The sequence below is a fragment of the Halobacillus kuroshimensis DSM 18393 genome, from assembly GCF_000425705.1.
GTDB classification, from domain to species: Bacteria; Bacillota; Bacilli; order Bacillales; family Halobacillaceae; genus Halobacillus; species Halobacillus kuroshimensis.
On sequence record NZ_AUDY01000008.1, the window covers coordinates 984,191 to 1,002,558 of the forward strand.

16 protein-coding genes are annotated in these 18,368 nt (G+C 46.1%); 5 read left to right on the forward strand and 11 right to left on the reverse strand.

Annotated elements, in window-relative coordinates; all coding sequences use genetic code 11:
* Positions 1 to 89 precede the first annotated feature (89 nt).
* The 6 genes from xerD to H615_RS0107065 all read right to left on the reverse strand — a co-directional run bounded on the left by xerD (position 90) and on the right by H615_RS0107065 (position 4,429).
* Positions 90 to 977, reverse strand: coding sequence for a site-specific tyrosine recombinase XerD (xerD, locus tag H615_RS0107045; RefSeq protein WP_027954488.1), 888 nt, complete (start codon positions 975 to 977; stop codon positions 90 to 92).
* A 7-nt stretch (positions 978 to 984) separates the two neighbouring features.
* Positions 985 to 1,203, reverse strand: coding sequence for a DUF4227 family protein (locus H615_RS22020; protein WP_084163029.1), 219 nt, complete (start codon positions 1,201 to 1,203; stop codon positions 985 to 987).
* Between the two features lie 220 nt (positions 1,204 to 1,423).
* Positions 1,424 to 1,900, reverse strand: a complete 477-nt coding sequence (gene fur / locus H615_RS0107050) for a ferric iron uptake transcriptional regulator (RefSeq protein ID WP_027954489.1) — start codon at positions 1,898 to 1,900, stop codon at positions 1,424 to 1,426.
* Between the two features lie 117 nt (positions 1,901 to 2,017).
* A complete protein-coding gene (spoIIM, locus tag H615_RS0107055; RefSeq protein ID WP_027954490.1) occupies positions 2,018 to 2,656 on the reverse strand; it encodes a stage II sporulation protein M in 639 nt (212 codons plus the stop codon).
* 73 nt (positions 2,657 to 2,729) lie between these two features.
* On the reverse strand, positions 2,730 to 3,890 hold the full coding sequence (locus tag H615_RS0107060; protein WP_027954491.1) for an endonuclease Q family protein: 1,161 nt from the start codon (positions 3,888 to 3,890) through the stop codon (positions 2,730 to 2,732).
* Entirely contained in the window at positions 3,887 to 4,429 is a 543-nt protein-coding gene (locus H615_RS0107065) for an NUDIX hydrolase (RefSeq protein ID WP_027954492.1), read from the reverse strand. Before H615_RS0107065 ends, H615_RS0107060 begins: the two co-directional genes overlap by 4 nt.
* A 95-nt stretch (positions 4,430 to 4,524) precedes the next feature.
* Here H615_RS0107065 and H615_RS0107070 point away from each other — a divergent pair, with 95 nt between their 5' ends.
* Entirely contained in the window at positions 4,525 to 5,445 is a 921-nt protein-coding gene (locus H615_RS0107070) for an aldo/keto reductase (protein ID WP_027954493.1), read from the forward strand.
* Positions 5,446 to 5,479: 34 nt separating this feature from the next.
* On the opposite strand, the gene H615_RS0107075 is transcribed toward H615_RS0107070, so the two are convergent.
* Together H615_RS0107075 and H615_RS20980 are read right to left on the reverse strand one after the other, a co-directional pair.
* Positions 5,480 to 6,526, reverse strand: coding sequence for a dipeptidase (locus H615_RS0107075; protein WP_027954494.1), 1,047 nt, complete (start codon positions 6,524 to 6,526; stop codon positions 5,480 to 5,482).
* A gap of 124 nt (positions 6,527 to 6,650) precedes the next feature.
* On the reverse strand, positions 6,651 to 6,914 hold the full coding sequence (locus H615_RS20980; RefSeq protein ID WP_084163031.1) for a hypothetical protein: 264 nt from the start codon (positions 6,912 to 6,914) through the stop codon (positions 6,651 to 6,653).
* Positions 6,915 to 7,558: 644 nt separating this feature from the next.
* Between H615_RS20980 and H615_RS0107090 the strand changes: the two genes are divergently transcribed.
* From H615_RS0107090 to H615_RS20985, 3 genes are all read left to right on the forward strand, one after another.
* Entirely contained in the window at positions 7,559 to 8,701 is a 1,143-nt protein-coding gene (locus H615_RS0107090; RefSeq protein WP_027954495.1) for a glycosyltransferase family 4 protein, read from the forward strand.
* A 15-nt stretch (positions 8,702 to 8,716) separates the two neighbouring features.
* On the forward strand, positions 8,717 to 10,018 hold the full coding sequence (locus tag H615_RS0107095) for a UDP-glucose dehydrogenase family protein (RefSeq protein WP_027954496.1): 1,302 nt from the start codon (positions 8,717 to 8,719) through the stop codon (positions 10,016 to 10,018).
* 155 nt (positions 10,019 to 10,173) lie between these two features.
* On the forward strand, positions 10,174 to 11,643 hold the full coding sequence (locus tag H615_RS20985; RefSeq protein ID WP_425306997.1) for an MDR family MFS transporter: 1,470 nt from the start codon (positions 10,174 to 10,176) through the stop codon (positions 11,641 to 11,643).
* A 202-nt stretch (positions 11,644 to 11,845) separates the two neighbouring features.
* Here the strand turns inward: H615_RS20985 and iadA are convergent, their stop codons facing one another.
* Both iadA and yfcC read right to left on the reverse strand, forming a co-directional pair.
* The gene (iadA, locus tag H615_RS0107105; RefSeq protein WP_027954497.1) at positions 11,846 to 13,012 is read right to left on the reverse strand and encodes a beta-aspartyl-peptidase; all 1,167 of its coding nucleotides are present in this window, start codon (positions 13,010 to 13,012) and stop codon (positions 11,846 to 11,848) included.
* A gap of 26 nt (positions 13,013 to 13,038) precedes the next feature.
* Entirely contained in the window at positions 13,039 to 14,535 is a 1,497-nt protein-coding gene (gene yfcC / locus H615_RS0107110) for a putative basic amino acid antiporter YfcC (RefSeq protein ID WP_035531353.1), read from the reverse strand.
* Between the two features lie 159 nt (positions 14,536 to 14,694).
* Between yfcC and H615_RS0107115 the strand changes: the two genes are divergently transcribed.
* Positions 14,695 to 16,725, forward strand: a complete 2,031-nt coding sequence (locus tag H615_RS0107115) for a sigma-54 interaction domain-containing protein (protein WP_027954499.1) — start codon at positions 14,695 to 14,697, stop codon at positions 16,723 to 16,725.
* A gap of 364 nt (positions 16,726 to 17,089) precedes the next feature.
* Here H615_RS0107115 and H615_RS0107120 read toward each other — a convergent pair whose 3' ends face one another.
* Entirely contained in the window at positions 17,090 to 18,202 is a 1,113-nt protein-coding gene (locus H615_RS0107120; RefSeq protein ID WP_027954500.1) for an NAD(P)/FAD-dependent oxidoreductase, read from the reverse strand.
* Positions 18,203 to 18,368 lie beyond the last annotated feature (166 nt).

The following is an 18,368-nucleotide window of genomic DNA, read 5'->3' on the forward strand; positions in this document are numbered from 1 at the left end:
CCCTCCTGTTTTTTAATTTCCCAAATTCGTCTGAAACTACCCTTTTTCCAGAGATGTAGGATGTCAGACATCTGTAAAGCAAAAAAAGTTTACGCTCGCGGATGATACGAGCGGTAAACATCTTTCAACCTTGTTTTTGAGACGTGCGTGTAAATCTGTGTGGTGGAAATATCCGCATGTCCCAGCATCTCCTGTACCGCTCTTAAATCCGCTCCATTCTCAAGCAGATGAGTGGCAAACGAATGGCGGAGCGTGTGTGGAGTCAGTTCTTTCTCCACCCCCATCTCCCGAGCAACCGCTTTCAGAATCTTCCAAAAACCTTGTCTGGACAGCTTATTTCCATGATGATTCACAAATAATTCTTCCGTGTTTTTCTGTTTGACCAGCGCCCCGCGGCCTGTATCCAAATAATTTTCCACGGCTTCCTTCGCCATATCCCCAAGTGGGATGATCCGTTCTTTGGACCCTTTGCCAAGGCAGCGGACAAATCCCATCGTCAAATGGAGGTCACTGACCTTCAGAGACACCAGTTCCGTTACACGGAGGCCTGTGGCATAAAGCATTTCAAACATGGCTTTATTCCTGGAGGAAAGTGGATCCCTGGCATGGATGTTCAAAAGTTTATCCACGTCATCCGAGGATAGAACTTTAGGAAGCCGGCGTTCCTTTTTCGGTGTTTCTATATGTAGGCTCGGGTCATGCTCTGTCTTTTTCTCCCTGATCAAAAACTGATGAAAAAGACGGATGGAAGACAGGAAACGTGCCGTTGTAGCCGGAGATCTCCCCTGATCATTCAAGTGGTGGAGGTATTGCATAATATGTGCCCTCGTCACCACATCCCACGATTTGATCTGTTCTTTTTCCTGCATAAACGCCGTGTACTGCGTAAGATCCCTTTTATAGGATTGTATTGTGTTAGGTGAAAGTCCACGCTCCACCGTTAAATAGTGATAAAAATCTTCAAGAGCATACTGCATCTTCCACCTACTCTCCTAATCGAAAAAATATCGATAGACGATCGGCCCAATCAGAATCTTGAGAACTGGACACCTTCACGGCTGATCCTCCTGGAGGATCATATCGATGCTGCCTTTCGTATTCTCCATGAACCATTCTCAATGCCATATAAAATACGAACGTGCAGACAGTAAAAACTAAGAGGACTTTGACTAAATCTCTTAAACTATGCCGAAGCCGGCCCACTCCATCACCCCCACCGCTGTCCTTTATTCAAGGATATGCCGGAAACGGCTCAAAATATACGCGGCGGAGGTGAAAGAATCCGTATCTAGAACACAAGTCCATCTAGCATTAACGTACACGATTTTTCTTCATTTGTAAATAAAAACGAGCAGATGCTTAACATCTGCCCGGTCCCTCTATAAAAAAAGCCACTATGATTCTGCATAGCGGCCTCCGGCGTTCACTTTTTATTTTCTTCCGCAGATGAAGCAGCGACCGCCTGCTTTTGACAGACCCGGCAGATGCCGTGAAAGGTCAAACGATGATCCTTCACTTCAAATCCCCACTGACTTTCAACTATTTTTTCAACATCAAGTAGAAGGTCTTCCTCAATTTCCTCCACGGATCCACATTCGATGCAGACGAGATGGTGGTGGAAATGTTCGGCCCCTTCTTTCCTAAGATCATAACGGGAAACGCCGTCTCCAAAATTGATTTTGTCGACAACTTTCAATTCTGATAAAAGTTCAAGTGTACGATATACGGTAGCAAGACCAATTTCAGGTGCTTTCTCTTTTACGAGGAGGTAAACATCTTCCGCACTTAAATGATCTTCTTCGTTTTCCAGTAAAACCCGTACAGTTGCTTCCCGCTGTGGTGTAAGCTTATAACTTTGGGAATGCAGCTGCTTCTTTATCTTTTCAATACGATGTTCCATATCGTTCGTCCCTCCCTCGTCTTACCATTCTCATTATAATCAGAGACAGAACGAGTGTCAAATTATAATCATTTTAATCTGTTAATGATAATCGTTATTATCTAGCAATGGATTCATTCATTCGTAAAGCCACTTTAAAACCAGTTCCAAAATGGAATTCGAAATAAAAACCTCAACGACGGAAGATACCATCAACACAGCCATCAATGCGCCGAACAATCCACTGTACCGGACGAATCCCTTCATCAGAGGCTGGTGCACCCTTCTTATAAAAAGCTGCTTACAGAGGGTAAGTGAGAATATCAAGGCAAGAGAGCCGGCAATCAGGTAAACGGGAATGATAATCAAATTCTGAGGTGCTATGGAAACGGTGGAAATCAGCAGACCGTACCATCCCATCTGGTTGACAAGAAAGCCGACGGAAAAGCCGAGCACCAGTCCTTTAATAAATAGCAGCACAGTAATGACAGGCATACCGATGACGGAAATGCCCAGCAAAAACAACAGCAGCATATACTTCACATGGTAAAGGACACTGTCCTTCCATAAAACAGCTTTCCCCGTTCCAGGAGAAGAAGCCTGCTGCTCAAAAAACTGCTTCAAATAGAAAAAGAGATCTTGTTTTTGTACAAAGTTCATACTATTTACGATGACAGCCCCGAAAATGATCCCCATAAGAAACAACACAAAAATGAATACGAAAATATTCATATGCGACTGTACATCATTTTTAACCATCCGCATGCCCTGGTGCATTATCCCTCATCCTTTCTCCTACCTGGTCTATGACCAATCTATGAGAAAAGGTGAAAAAGTAGACCTGAAAAAGCTAGCGGATCCTCCCGTACTTCCCTCCCCCTCCTTTGGTGATAGAAAGCCGTCCCTGCCTCATGTCCATAATTTTTTGAATGGTTGATTCGGGCAGAATACCGCCCAGGTCCTGTTCTGCTGTATGATGAATGATATTCATCTCATTTTGGAACGCTTCTATCAGCTTTTGATAGGTTTTCGGGCCGATTCCTGGAAGGGTATGGAGCGGCACCTGTGGAACATATGGCGGCCTTTCCCGCTCCTGACGCTTGTCTGACAACTCATGGATTCGATCGGACACCCCTTTGACCCATTTCCCTTTCCCGCAGGAAGGGCAGCGGCTTTCCTGACTGGCAGACTGTTGCTGCAGACAGGCGGCACACACCGTCTGAAAGTATTTGCCCATTCTCGGATCCATACCATAATTGGCCTTCACTTTCCTCCCTCTAATGTTGTGCAGAGCCAGACGCAGTTCTTCAAATGAAGGGGTTTCCATCTGGATGGTTTGGTATTCCCTTGCCATATTGGCCGTAGAATGGGCGTCTGAATTGGTTACATACGTATAAGGCTGAAGTTCATAGATATGCGAAGCCATCTCCGTATCCGCACTCAACCCAAGTTCTACAGCATCAATGGCGGTACTGTCCAATACTTCTATTAATGACGTACGCACTCCCCTGCCATAGAGACTTTTAAATGGGGTGAAGATATGGGCTGGGATAAACAGCCCTCCATGCTCCCTGACATACGACTGGAGCTCACGGGCTGTACCGTAGAAACGCTGGGAGCTCAGGGAGATATTTTTCATTTTGTTGGAAAGCCAGCTTGAAAAACGAACCATGTCCCTCAAATACGGAAAATAACAGAGCAGATGCACAGGACCTGAACAAGAAGCATCATATACTTCAATTTCTGCTCCAAGAATCAAAACCGTATGCTTGTATTGAATGCCCCCATCCTGAAGCTCAACTGCTTGACCGTTCATTAAATGGGATTGAATTTCATCCTGGACAGCAGGAGACTGGGCATCAATAACTCCTACTATATCCAGTCCTTTGGAATGGGAAGCTTCTTCAACCACGCTCGTCAGGGTAAGCTTCTTGGATCCGGTAATTTTCACAGGACCGCCGTTCCAGTCGCGCCCGATATGGATATGTAAATCTGCGAAGTAATCCTTCATTTCTGCTTCAGCTGCAGATATAGGAGGGCGTAGGCTGTTTTCGCATCATGAATTCGGTGGTCCTTCTCCAGCTGGACGGCTTCGTCCAAAGTCAATTCCATCACTTCTACAAATTCGTCTTCATCCCCGTCCGGCTGGATATCCATCGGCTTGATATGATCTGTGAAATAAACATAGACGAGCTCATCTGCAAAACCCGGGGATGTGTAGAAGGAGGTGACCAGTTCCAAATCTTCGGTTGTATAACCGGTTTCCTCCTCAAGCTCTCTCATGGCGCATGCTTTCGGTTCCTCTCCCGGTTCCAGTTTGCCGGCAGGAATTTCAACGATGCTTTTCTCCATCGCTTTTCGATACTGTTCCACAAGGACGAGTTTCCCTTCTTGGGTCGTCGCGATAACAGCTACTGCTCCCGGATGTCTGATGAGCTCCCGTTTAGATGTATGACCATCGGGTAAAGTAACACTGTCTACATCAAGCTGGACAATTTTACCTGTATAGATAGTTTCGGTCTGGTAGGTTTTCTCTTCGAATTTTTTCATCGTTTTCATCCTCTCTGATTATCTACCGCCATTCTATCACAGGAGTAGCGTCTACAATGAATATTACGATAAACTATACAGGAAAGGATGATTATATGAAGAAACGACGCCTTGGAAATTCAGATTTATACGTATCAGAAATCGGGCTGGGATGCATGTCCCTCGGAACCGACTACGCTAAAGCAGAAAACATCGTCCACGAGGCTCTGGACTCCGGCATTAATTATCTGGACACCGCTGACTTGTACGACTACGGACAAAATGAAGAAATCGTAGGTCAGGCGGTTAAAGGCCGCCGGGATGACGTGATCATTGGTTCAAAGGTCGGTAATAAATTCACCCCCGGTGAAGAAGGCTGGACATGGGACCCTTCTAAAAAACACATCAAAGAAGGGGTGAAGAGCAGTCTGAAACGGCTTGGTGTGGATTATATCGATTTATATCAGCTTCACGGGGGGACGATTGAAGACCCTGTAGATGAAAGTATTCAGGCTTTTGATGAACTCGTCGACGAAGGATTGGTACGCGCCTACGGAATATCATCCATCCGCCCGAATGTCATCAAACAATACGTGGAAAAGTCGAATATCGTAAGCATAATGATGCAGTACAACGCCTTGGACAGGCGCCCGGAGGAGCTTCTCGATTATCTTGCTGAACATGACATCAGCGTATTAGCCCGCGGTCCATTAGCCAAAGGCATGCTCTCAAGCCAAGAGCGTGAGAAAGCCGCCTCGAAAGCAGAAGACGGGTATTTGGAATACAGCAGGGATGAAGTGCTCGCCATCGCTGAAGAGTGGCCTTCCTTTACAGATTCAGATAAAAACGCTGAAGCGCTCGCCCTTCAGTATGTCCTCCACCACCCTGCAGTGGCCTCCGCCGTTTTTGGCGCCCGGACGACTGGCCAATTGGCTGACAGCCTGACATACAGGACTGCTCCTGCTCTAACAAATGAAACGTACAGGAAGATACAATCGTTGACAAAACCTCTTACTTATCAAAAACATCGTTCTTAAATAAAAGCCTCCGGGATCAACCCGGAGGCTTTTATTATTCTTTCCATGTCTGCTCCAACACCCTGATCCAGTTTTTATAAGTGAGCTTCTCCAGTTCGCTCTTCTTCCACCCTCTTTGCTCAAGAACCCTTAAAAGCATAGGAACCCCTGTGACATCCTTCATAGCATCCGGCACCATCGTACCGTCAAAATCTGATCCCAGAGCAACATGTTCTACACCAATCCGATTTCTGACATAATCGATATGATCAGCAATATCCTCCAGGGATGCCCCAGGGTACCCTTCGGCACTTGGCGTTACCATATTCGGATCAATGCTGTACGTAATCCCTATCAGACCAGCGGACTGCCCTATCTTATCGATTTGAGGATCTGTTAAGTTTCTCGATACCGGGCAGATCCTGTGAACGTTGGCATGTGTAGCCACCAAGGGTTTATCGGAAATCGCTGCCACATCCCAGAATCCCCGCTCATTTATATGAGAAAGGTCAACCATGATTCCCAGTTCACTGCACTTTCGGACAAGTTCTTTCCCTTCAGGTGTCAGTCCCGGGCCGGTATCAGGAGAAGAGGGGTATCCGTAAGGAACGCCTTCCCCAAACTGGTTCGACCTGCTCCAGACGGGCCCGATGGACCGCAGCCCTGCCTTGTAAAACACATATAGCAAATCAAGATCGTCATCCAATGCCTCTGCGCCTTCCATGTGGAGAATCCCTCCCATCCAGTCCCCATCAACGGCTTTCTTCAAATCTGCAATCGTCCGTATGGTTTTGAAGGTTCCCTTTGACAATTCTTCCAATTGGAAAAAACGGGCCATAGACCTGGTAGTAGCAGCAAGCGCATATTCCCGTGAAAGTATTGGAGGCAGAGATTTCATATAACCTGCCTCTGTATGTACAATGCTGGGATCAGGGTCTGATATTGGATTGGGAGCAAAAACCGCAAAGAAACCGGCCGCAAAACCTGCTTTTTTCCCACGGGTAAAGTCCAGATGAGCAGACGGGAGTCCCGTAAAGAAAGCGTCAGATCCATCATTCAATTCCAGCAGCGTGTCGTGATGTCCGTCGATAAATCGAAGCATATGTATGTTCCTTTCCTCATTAATGGATTTGTTTTTTCTTACCAGCGCGCGGATTTAACCTCTGTTCATAAAGCCACTCATCCCCTCTCTTCAAACCTTTCCAATGTCCTTCTGCGGACGCCTTTCAATTGTTTAATATATAATGAAACAGGGCTGAATGGATGGACTTCACAGCTCTTCTTCCGAGCACCAGGGCATCTCCCCACCGCTGCCCCTCCTCTTCATTCACGTCTCGATGTTCAAAACTGATCACCTGATGGACATATTCTCCGGCCGCCGTATGGAGGTGAAGAGCTCCGATGGAATCCCCCCCTTCCTCCCTTTGATCCAATTCTTTCACAGTCAGATCACGGACCTCTTTCATCGTGACAGACCAGACGTAATTCATCCTCCAGACCAGCTCTCCGGTTTTGGTGGGAAACCCTTTTCAGCTTGTATTTCATAAAAAATCAAAAAAACACCTCATTTATTTTTTACAAAATGTTCATGAATCAGATAGAATAACAGAATTTTTCCTTCCCTCTGCCTGTCTATTCGACAAAACCACCTGTTTACCTTTCTGTAACAGAAACATCCATCGAATTATGTAGATATTTTTGTGGTTTAAAACCGGTGAAATGACGGTATATGCTAAGTACTAACAAATCGGTTCTCTCCGTTCGGCACTTGTCCCCAAATCCATTCAAACCCCTGAGGAGGAAAACCAATGAAAATCAAAGTTGGTATTTGGACGCGTTTGACAAACAAGGACAAAATGATTCTCTTAAAAGCGGTAAGCCAGCAGTCTATCTCTAAAAAATCCGCATAAATCTTTCTACTTTACCCATGCCCCGGAAAAGCAGCGGAAACCGACAACCATCCTCCTATACGTATGGTCAAACCTGCCCAGGCAGGTTTTTTGCTGTTTTCAAATGTACATTATGAACGCTGTGTAAAGTTCACCTCGATATCCGCCTCCCCCGCATAATCATTTTTTCAGGCGAATAAATAAATACCAGTAGACATGCGTGAAAAACATGGAGGGGGAAAATCATGAAAGTCGCCATCTTCACCGATACCTACGCACCTCAAATCAATGGTGTTGCCAAAACGCTGAAGAAATGGACAGATTTCCTGGAAACAAAGCAGATATCCTACCGCCTATTCGCACCGAATCCCCTTGAAACCTGTGATTATAACGAGAATATCCACCGCTTTAAAAGTCTTCCTTTCTGGCTATATCCGGAATGCCGTCTGGCCCTTCCCCGTCTGTCCCATATCCGAACGGAACTGGAACAGTTCAAACCAGACATCATTCACGTTGCGACACCGTTCAATATGGGGTGGACAGGTCATCATTATGCCCGGAAACTGAACATCCCTTTGGTCGCGTCGTACCATACACATTTTCACAAGTACCTGGACTTTTACAAAATGTCCTGCTTAACCCCCTTGATCTGGAAGTATATGCGGTGGTTCCACAAGCCTTTCAAACGGATTTTCGTCCCGTCCATGGAGACGAGGGACGAGCTGCTTAAGAAAGGATTAACCAATGTGCGCCTCTGGTCAAGAGGAGTGGACAGTGACCATTTCCACCCATGGCCACACTCTACTTACCTGCGAGACACATTCGGGGTCACTGAGCCCTTCATCTTAACGTATGTCGGCCGGCTGGCTCCTGAGAAGGGATTGGACATTCTCATGAAAACAGCTGCCGCTCTCCCTTCAGAATGGCAGCCATATATTCATTGGATGATAGTCGGAGAAGGGCCTTTATATCAAACGCTTCAACAGGAAGCACCGTCCAACATGACCTTTACCGGTTACAAAGGTGGGATGGATCTGAGCCGGATCTATTCAGAATCCGCTCTGCTCGTTTTCCCCTCTGCGACAGAGACATTCGGAAATGTCGTGCTGGAGGCTCTGGCATCCGGAACACCGGCCGTTGTAGCAGATTCCGGGGGCGTCAAGGAAATTGTCCAGCACGGGAAAACAGGCTGGGCCTGTACACCAGATGATCCTTCCAGCTTCGTTTCAGCAGTCACACACCTGCTGCAGAATCCGCTTTTACTGAAGGCCATGAGCGAAAAAGCCAGAGCGTATGCCTTAACCCGTTCTTGGGATGCAGTATTCTATGGCTTGCTGCAGGAGTATCAAACCATCCTGGAAGAAGTTCCGATGCTGTCCCATGCGTAAAAAGGAGATGATGATGTGAATAAGCTGGCTGTCATTGGAACAGGGTACGTGGGACTAGTTACAGGAATCTGCCTGGCTTCCTGCGGGCATCATGTCACTTGTATGGATGTTGATGAATCTAAGATTGACCAGATCAGCCGGGGGGACCTCCCTCTTTTCGAGCCGGGGTTACAGGAGCTCCACGAAACATGCACAGCCGCCGGCAGCCTTTCCTATACGACGAGTCCGGAAGAAGCTGTCCAGGATGCAGAAGCGGTTTTCATTGCTGTCGGGACACCTCCACGCAAAGACGGGAGTGCTGATTTATCTTACCTTTATGCCGCCGTCCACGATATAGCTCCATTCATTCAAAGAAATACAGTCCTCATCATCAAAAGTACAGTTCCTGCTGGTACTCATGCAGATATTAAAGATCAGCTGGACCGAACGACCGGGCAGTCCGTCCAAGTGGTTTCCAACCCTGAATTTTTAAGAGAGGGATCAGCTGTCAACGATTTCTTTTACGGTGACCGTATTGTCATCGGTTCAACCGATTCTCGCGCAGCTGCCTTCGTTGAGCATATTTATGAGAGCCTCCCTGGCCCGGTCCTTCATACAGATCCACAGACAGCAGAAATGATCAAATATTCATCCAACGCCTTTCTGGCCGCTAAAATCAGCTTTATCAATGAGATGGCGTCCTTATGTGAAGCTGAAGGCGCCGATATCACGATAGTGGCTGCAGGAATGGGGATGGATAAACGGATCGGTGAAAGTTTCCTAAGGGCCGGCATCGGTTACGGTGGCTCTTGTTTCCCTAAAGATACAGCCGCTCTGCTTTATTCAGCCCAGCAGAAAAAACTGCCCGTCCCCCTGCTTTCCTCCATTCATGAAGTCAATCGAAAACAGCCGGGGGCTTTCATTCAAAAGATCCTCGATCGATTTGGGTCTATAGAAGGAAAAAAAGCCGCTGTGCTTGGTTTAACGTTCAAGCCCAATACAGATGACCTGCGTCAATCCCCCTCCCGGGACGTTATCAATCTCCTCACCTCGGAAGGAGCAATGGTCATTGGATATGATCCTCTTATTAGTAAAAGCAGGAAGCGGATATGGCAGATCCCTCTGGCGGAAACGATGGAAGAAGCGTTGACAGGTGCTGATTTGGCCGTCATATGTACAGAATGGAAAGAAATCGTTGACTTCCCTCCAGACCGCTATCCTTCACTTATGAAGGAAGCCAATATTTTTGATGGAAGAAATTGTTACGCAATCAAACAAGCTTTACATCTGCCTATTTATTACTCCTCTGTCGGCCGGCCTGTGTATAATGGATTATAACAAGGAAGCCTTCAGCGAAGAATGAACTGAGGGCTTTTTTTATACCCTTAGTTTACATAATAATATACTTGTCATCTATTAGAGCAGAATGGTTTTCCCGCTGAAGAACACGGCGTATAATGGACGTTTAGTAGGTTGAAAAAGGAGGAAGGAATGTGTCCGAACAGACCCCCAATCGAATCCTGATGGCAGCTTTACTGCTTGCAGGATCGTTTATAACCATATTAAATCAGACGCTGATGATCACAGCCATCCCACCGATTATGGATGAAATGAACGTGTCGGCCAACTCGGCCCAGTGGCTGACAACCGTGTTCATGCTTGTCAACGGCGTCATGATACCAGTGACCGCCTTTTTAATTGAGCGTTTTTCCACCCGGCAGCTATTTTTAAGTGCCATGGGGATTTTCACAGTGGGGACCATCCTCGGAGGGATTGCCCCAAACTTTCCTATGCTCTTATTCGGCCGGGTGGTCCAGTCCATGGGCGCAGGTGTAATGCTGCCATTGATGCAGACCGTTTTCTTAATGATTTTCCCTGTCGAGCGCCGCGGCACGGCCATGGGATACATTGGACTGGTCATTTCTTTTGCACCGGCCATCGGCCCCGCCTTGTCAGGATGGATCACTTCTGAATTCAGCTGGAGATTTTTATTCTGGCTCATTCTCCCGCTGCCCATTCTTATCATCATTGTTGCGTATTTCATATTGAAAAATGTAACAAAATTGACCTATCCAACGGTCGATCCCCTATCAATCATCCTGTCTTCAGCAGGATTTGGAGGACTTTTGTATGGCTTTACACTGGCAGGAAACGCCGGATGGTCTTCACCATTTACACTACCCGTTCTCGCTGGAAGCTCAGCTGCCCTCGCTTTATTCATAACAAGGCAGCTGAAAATGGAGCATCCGATGCTGGAATTCCGTGTGTTCCGCTATCCTGTTTTTTCAATAACGACCGGAATTGCCATGATTGCCTTTTTAGGCTTAATCGGATCGGAAACCTTGATCCCTCTTTACATGCAGGACATGCGTGAATTTACAGCCTTCGAATCCGGACTGGCCCTGCTTCCGGGTGCCGTTATTACAGCATTCATGTCTCCGATAACAGGAAGGATTTTTGACAAAATCGGTGCCCGGCTGCTGGCGGTCTGTGGACTGATCATTCTTACCGGAGCCACAGCAGCCTTTTCGTTCCTGGATATCCAGACAACATTCACGACCATTACAGTCCTGTATGCCATTCGGATGTTCGGCCTCTCCATGGTTATGATGCCTGTGACAACGGCAGGATTGAACCAGCTGCCTAACCGGTTGATTCCGCACGGGACTGCGATGAGTAATACCATGCGGATGGTGGCTGCATCTGTTGGCACAGCCGTTCTTGTAACGATTATGACATCAACAACCCAGTCAGCCGGAGCTGATCCCACCATTGATCATCCTGCGATTTTTGGAGTGAACACGGCCTTTATGGTCATTACAGCCCTATCTATTGCGGGAATTGTGCTTGCATTTTTTGTGAAAAAGACCCACCCGCCTGAGGAAGCAGAAGCAGCTTCTCCTGCACCGGAAACGGACAAAGAAGAAGCTTCCCTTCAGACTTCATATGGGCATTCCAAATAAAAAAAGCGTGTAGAGAAACTTCATGTTTTTCTACACGCTTTTTTCTTACGAGCTCTCTGACCACGCCGTATCCGCAATACAATATAGTCTCAGAACTTCTCATTGTTTCAATCCTATAAGCTTGCATCGATAGAAATTACACTACATATAAATAGAGCACTCCGGGTCGGTGGATAGACTGAATCGGGGCGTATATTTAATTTTATTCAAATGTTCCTTTAACTAGAGGCTCTCCATCTCTCACCATTTCCCTGCCTAAAGCGATGACACGAGAAATTCTCAGTGTTTCCGGATCCATCAAAATAAGATCAGCCTCTTTACCAACTTCTATCTTCCCTTTAGCAGGCAGCCCCAAAATAACAGCCGGATTAAGCGTGATGACACGCAGAGCATCTTCCAAGCGCACCTTCTGATCTAGAACGGCCTCTTTAAAAGCTTCATAAAGCGAGGCGACTTTGCCTACCTTCAAACCAATCAGAATGCCTTGATCATCAAAATCCGGAAGACTTCCCTGGGCGTCGGAAGTAAAGGTGATTTGTTCAACCGGCACCCCCTGATCGAGCATGCGTTTCAGGGCTTCACTACTTTTTACTTCGCCGTCTTCTAAAAATTTCGGAATGGTACTTGTCGTTAAATCTACATATCCTCCCTTTTTAGCATATTGGATGCCTGCTTCAAATAGATCGGCATTACGATTGATGTGTGTCGGGTAAAATTGCGTTATGGGTATATCAGTCGTTTCAATAACTCTCTCTATAAGATTTAATTTATCTGGGCTATCCCCGACATGCACATTCACAACTCCCTTCTTTCCGGACAGCATCCCACCGATACGCGCCTCCGAAGCGATTTTTGCTATTTCTTCAACAGTCGGCTGAGAAGATCGATGGTCGGATATGGCGATTTCTCCCGCTCCTATAATCAAGTCAATCAACAAAATGTCGTCTTCAATGTTTCCTGTCAAAGTCTTTACCGGGACTTGGTAGGAACCTGTGTGACAATAACAGGTGATTCCCTCTTCCCTCAATGCACGCGCCTTAGCCAACAGATTCGGCATTGTCCGTGTCGTCCCATCCGTGCCGATGACACCTACAAGGGTTGTTACTCCACTTAAGGTGGCATCCGTCAGGGTTAATTCCGGTGTGCGGGTACGGAAGCCTCCTTCTCCGCCCCCTCCTGTAATATGGACGTGGCCATCAATAAACCCTGGAGTCAACACCTCCCCCTCAGCTTCGATGACATTCACCTGTGCACCGGACAAGTCTATACGGTCCTGGATATCTGCAATCTGCCCATCGGCAATCAACACATCTTTTTCCCCTAAAAACTCAGGAGCATATACGGTTGCCTGTTTGAATAGAGTGATCAATTCTCATACCTCCTGTGTTGTTTCACTTAATTGAAATTGATAAGTACGGCGACAATGATAAAAATTGACGCGAGTCCGAAGAGAAGCAGCTGGAATTTGAAGATGAAACGGAACCAGTTCGCCCAGTCCAACCGTGCTGCTCCTAATGTACCCATAAGAGCCGCAGAAGTAGGTACGATGATATTCGTCAACCCGTCACCTAATTGGAATGCAAGGACAGCTACCTGTCTCGTCACCCCTGCAATGTCAGCTAACGGAGCCATCAGCGGCATCGTCAGAGCCGCTTGACCGGAACCTGATACGACAAAGAAGTTGAAGACTGATTGGAATAAAAACATCAACCATGCAGAGATCACCTCAGGCACACCTTCGAAAACCTGTCCCGCTGAATGGAGAACCGTATTCAGCACAGAAGCTGCAGCCGGATCGTCACCTCCTAAAATGATAATGATCCCTTTAGCCATCCCTACGACTAAAGCAGCTGGCAGGAGATCTTTCGCTCCTTGAGCAAACCCTTCGGCAATATCATTGACTCTCATATTGTTGAGCTTGAAGATTACACCAATCATTCCTGCCACAAGACCAATCGTAAAGAACTGGCTAGCGATTTCCGGAATATAATAAGCGTGTTGAATCACTCCCCATATGATCCATGCAATACCTAATACAACCGTTAAAATGACAAGAATGTGACCGAATTTGAAATTGACCTTCAAGTCTTTTTGCTCAAAGTCATCCCTGAAGTATTGATCGGATTCATAAGCTAGTGATCGGGTCGGATCTTTTTTCACAGAACTGGCATATTTCCATGTATAGTAAGTACCAATGGCCGTAAAGACCAGCCACATGGTAAACCGGAACGGGGTCCCTGATAAAACAGGTACATCTGACACTCCTTGAGCAATGGCCACACCAAATGGGTTCATCCAGGATGTCGCAAATCCAATTTGCGTGGCTACATAAGTAATCATGATTCCTGTAATGGCATCATAGCCAAGCGCCACCACGAGCGGCACCAGAATCATAGCGAAAGCGATGGCTTCTTCTCCCATACCGAAGACAGCGCCACCCAGGGAAAACAAAAAGAACATGATCGGAATAATCAATACTTCTTTCCCCTTCGTTCGATCAATGACCGACAAAATCCCTTCCTCAACAGCCCGTGTTTTCATAATGATCCCAAAGGCACCGCCGATAATCAGGATAAACGCGACGACTCCCACAGCAGATCCCCACTTATCCCCTGAAACTAACCCCTCAAATACATAATTTAAAAGACCGGCTCCTCCAAAAGGCTCGAACAAGCTTGTCCCCTGCTGAGTACTTTCTTCAGCCACTGAAAAGCTATCGGGTACGAGAACTGTCCTTGATTCTTCTGTGCCTGAATTGTCATACGTCACCTCTTTTGTTTCAAATGTCCCAGCAGGTATTATATAGGTTAATAAAGCTGCAAATAGGACAACGAAAAAGATGATGATGTACGTATGAGGCATCTCGAACTTCTTTTTCCGCTTCTTATCCATGCGTTTTCCCCCTTCTTGATCCACCTACCATTACACATGCAAGTTTCATGCCAAAGGTAAATTCTGAAAATTCCACCTGGCATAAGGCCGCAAATCTAAAACCGGTTTGAATTGGGTGTTATAATATAACCCAATAAAGACCAATAAAGGAATGATAGGATGAAAAATCAAATAACCTTGTTAACGGGAACAAAAGAAACAAAAATGGCACTCCACCAGCAATTGGAAGATATTTTAGGAGAATTCATTCACATTGAGAGTTATGCCGTGGATGAACAAGTCCTCGATCAAATCCGTGACGATTTAATCATCTTTTCTTCTTATTTAATTGAAAAGGAAGCCTCACCTTTCATTGCTCCTGGATCACATCAAAAAACAGCCATACGCACGATTAATTACCAACACATTGAACGATTATTGGAACTAGAAGAAGGAACCTCCGTTCTTTGTGTCAATGACACATTTGAAATGGCAGAAGAAACGATCGACACATTAAAAAAGATGGGTATGAACCATCTTTCCTATACCGCTTATTATCCAGGACAAAAGAATACATATGACATCTCAACCGCCATTACCCCAGGCGAGGTTACACTCGCCCCTCCTTCGGTAGACAAAATCATTGATATCGGTGTACGCCTTATCGATATTACGACATTGATTGAAATTCTCGATCACTTCCACTTAAAGGAAAAGCTCGGGGGAATGATTTCAAACCGGTACACAGGAAAAATCATTGATTTAAGCAAAAAACTTTCAGAAATGAACAAACAAACGGAGCTCTTAAACCAACACCTTCAGCAGGTGGTCGATGGGGTGAACGATGGAGTTATGGCAATTGACTCCGATCAAAAGGTTACAGTGTTCAATCCTTTCATTGAAAAATACAGTGGTCTAGCGAAAGTACATGCTATGGGAAAACCGGTCCACCAATTATTCAAGGAACCTAAGCTCCTTAAATTTATGACCTCCCCTCAGGAAGAAGGACTGTATTTTCCTTTAAACGGCTATAACCTTATGATCTACCGAATCCAATGGGAAGAAAGCGACAATGTGATCTTCATTTTCAAAAACTCTGATGAAACCATCACAATGGAAAAAGCGGCCCGGAAACAATTGTTGAAAACGGGATATATCGCAAAATACACATTCAAACATATTATCGGAAACAGCCGAGCGATACAAAAAGCGAAAAACATCGGAATTAAACTTGCGAAGACTCCTCTCCCTGTTTTAATACATGGGGAGAGCGGAACCGGAAAAGAACTGTTCGCCCATGCGATTCACCCTGAGTCCGACCGCCGTAATGAACCCTTCCTCGCGGTAAACTTCAGCGCATTACCAGAAGACTTATTGGAAAGTGAACTGTTCGGGTATGAAGAAGGAGCTTTTACAGGAGCTAAAAAAGGCGGTAAAAAAGGCGGTAAAAAAGGGTTGTTTGAACAAGCGGATGGCGGAACAATTTTCCTTGATGAAATCGGAGATATCAGCTTGAAGCTCCAAGCTCGTTTATTACGCGTGATCCAGGAGATGGAGATCCGTAAGATTGGAGGATCTAAGACCATCCCCATTAACATTAGGGTCATCGCCGCTACGAATAAGGATTTACTTGAGCTCATCGATCAGGGGAAATTTAGAGAAGACCTTTACCATAGACTTAAAGTTCTATACGTATCCGTTCCTCCACTTAGAGAACGAAAAACAGATATTCCTGCACTTGTGGAACAATTCTTATTGGAAAACTATACGCCCAATAAAGCGCTGGGCAAAGGATTGCTTGGAGAATTGATGAGCTATGAATGGTTCGGAAACATCCGCGAATTAAAAAATACAATTTCCTATCTTCTTACCGTGTCAGAAGGGGATACCATTACGATTGATGACCTTCCTGATGCAGATTTTTTCCAAAGGCCGAAGAAGAATACTAAACACGAAACGACAAGTCTGATGGATGATCATTTGAACAAGAAAGTTTTGTCGGTTGTCTTGTCATTGAATGAAGCGTTGATCAATGCGAGCCGTAAAAAAATCCTTGAGAAACTCTCCGCCGAAGAATCCATCCCCTTATCTGAACAGCAGGTTCGCAGAGTGTTGACAGAGTTAAAGGAACGTGGATTTGTTACGATTAAACGCGGCCGGGCAGGCACACAAATCACAGAGGCAGGGGCTGACTATATTCGCAAAAGCTAACGCAACCCCATTTGTTAGAACGATATGCTGACAAACTCTCTGAACCGCAAGAAAAACATATAATAATACAGTTATTGTGCTGACATTCCCTCTTTCTCTTTCATTTTTTAAAAAGATCTGACAGCAGAAAAAGAAAAATCAAAGCAGGTCTTTTACATACATGAAACGCTGAAGTGATGGGAGATTGATGCCTTTTGTGATTGGAATATTCGTTTTCCTGAAGAGTCTTTGAAGTAAAGAAAAGCACACCACTGAACAGTGATGTACTTCATGAATACCACATACTTTTCTTTAAAGACAAACTTTTGACATGGCAGAAATAGAAGTGATGCACGGACCTTACAATATACAAAACAGTCGTTTATCACTTAAATAACCGGTCGATTGTGTAAGGACTGATGTCCATGGACGTATCCTCTCCTGCTGCAAGAGCAGCCAGCTGTGCCCCGACAAAAGGACCACTCGTCAGGCCGGACGCCCCAAGACCGTTAGCAGCAAGGATATGCGGCTGATTAGGCAGGCGGCCGAAGACAGGGAGTGATCCAGGGGTAAAAGGTCTGAACCCTACCTTCGTTTTTACGTAGGCAGCCTCCTTCAACCCCGGAGCTGTACGAAGAGCTTTTTCCAGCAATTGATGAATCCCACCGGCTGTAACTCGTGAATCATGCTCCTGAATCTTTTCTTTCGTGGCTCCAACAACAAGTTTCCCTTCTTCAAAACCAAGCATATAGTGGCTGAAAGGCGGCAGGAGGACCGGCCAGTGCTCCGTTGCCTGCCCGGTCAGATGAAGGTGGATGATCTGCGCTTTCTCGAAGGTGACCCGGGGGCTCAGGGCAGAAGGCGCAAACAATTGCCGCATCCAGGATCCATTCGTAAGGATGATTTGATCGGCATGCTGCGGCACACCATCAATGTCGACACCTTGGATTTCCCCTTTATACGTACGCAAAGAGGCGTTCCCATGGATAACTTCTGCTCCTTTCCGCTCGGCCGCTTTCAAGAGGGATTCGGTGACACGGCTGCCGTTTACTCTGCCCGCCCCCGACAGGTGAAGAGAGCGGTAATGTTCCGCAAGAGGTGGAAACATCTCTCTTGTTTCTTTTGGAGACAGCTTCGAAATCTCCCCCATTTCGGGCGTTTCCATTTTCCGCATTTCTGCATAAGCGGCTTTCCGGTCAAGCTTTTCTTCTGTATCGAATATATTGAGGGCGCCCACTCTTTTATATCCCGGTTCAGAAATACCGGCTTCCTTGAGCTGTTCCACCAGTTCAGGGTAATATCCGGCGCCGTTGACAGCGAGCTGGTACCAGTCCTTACTCGTCCGGTTCGTCAGCCACGGACAGATGATTCCAGCTGCATTCCGTGTAGCCTGTCCACCTTCCCCACGGTCTACAATCGCCACTTTTTCTCCTTTTGAAGCTAAATGATAAGCTGTGGAAGCTCCCAGTATCCCAGCTCCAACAATTATATAATTCATCCTATACACCTACATTTTAATCATTTTCTTATGACAGTTTAAAGCAAAAACGTCTGGAAAGATAGGGAGCGCCACTATTTTCAATGCACCTCCCTGTGCAGAGACTCGTTCTTTGACGACCGCCGGAATATGATAGGATGGATGAGAAGTTCCAAAAAGGAGTGAA

Coding starts and splice junctions, on each gene's coding strand:
- H615_RS0107065 (WP_027954492.1), bottom strand. CDS start 4,429: ATGAAAAAATTCGAAGAGAAAACCTACCAGACCGAAACTATCTATACA.
- H615_RS0107115 (WP_027954499.1), top strand. CDS start 14,695: ATGAAAAATCAAATAACCTTGTTAACGGGAACAAAAGAAACAAAAATG.
- H615_RS0107060 (WP_027954491.1), bottom strand. CDS start 3,890: ATGAAGGATTACTTCGCAGATTTACATATCCATATCGGGCGCGACTGG.
- H615_RS0107120 (WP_027954500.1), bottom strand. CDS start 18,202: ATGAATTATATAATTGTTGGAGCTGGGATACTGGGAGCTTCCACAGCT.
- H615_RS0107070 (WP_027954493.1), top strand. CDS start 4,525: ATGAAGAAACGACGCCTTGGAAATTCAGATTTATACGTATCAGAAATC.
- H615_RS20980 (WP_084163031.1), bottom strand. CDS start 6,914: ATGAATTACGTCTGGTCTGTCACGATGAAAGAGGTCCGTGATCTGACT.
- H615_RS0107075 (WP_027954494.1), bottom strand. CDS start 6,526: ATGCTTCGATTTATCGACGGACATCACGACACGCTGCTGGAATTGAAT.
- fur (WP_027954489.1), bottom strand. CDS start 1,900: ATGGAACATCGTATTGAAAAGATAAAGAAGCAGCTGCATTCCCAAAGT.
- yfcC (WP_035531353.1), bottom strand. CDS start 14,535: ATGGATAAGAAGCGGAAAAAGAAGTTCGAGATGCCTCATACGTACATC.
- spoIIM (WP_027954490.1), bottom strand. CDS start 2,656: ATGCACCAGGGCATGCGGATGGTTAAAAATGATGTACAGTCGCATATG.
- H615_RS0107090 (WP_027954495.1), top strand. CDS start 7,559: ATGAAAGTCGCCATCTTCACCGATACCTACGCACCTCAAATCAATGGT.
- xerD (WP_027954488.1), bottom strand. CDS start 977: ATGCAGTATGCTCTTGAAGATTTTTATCACTATTTAACGGTGGAGCGT.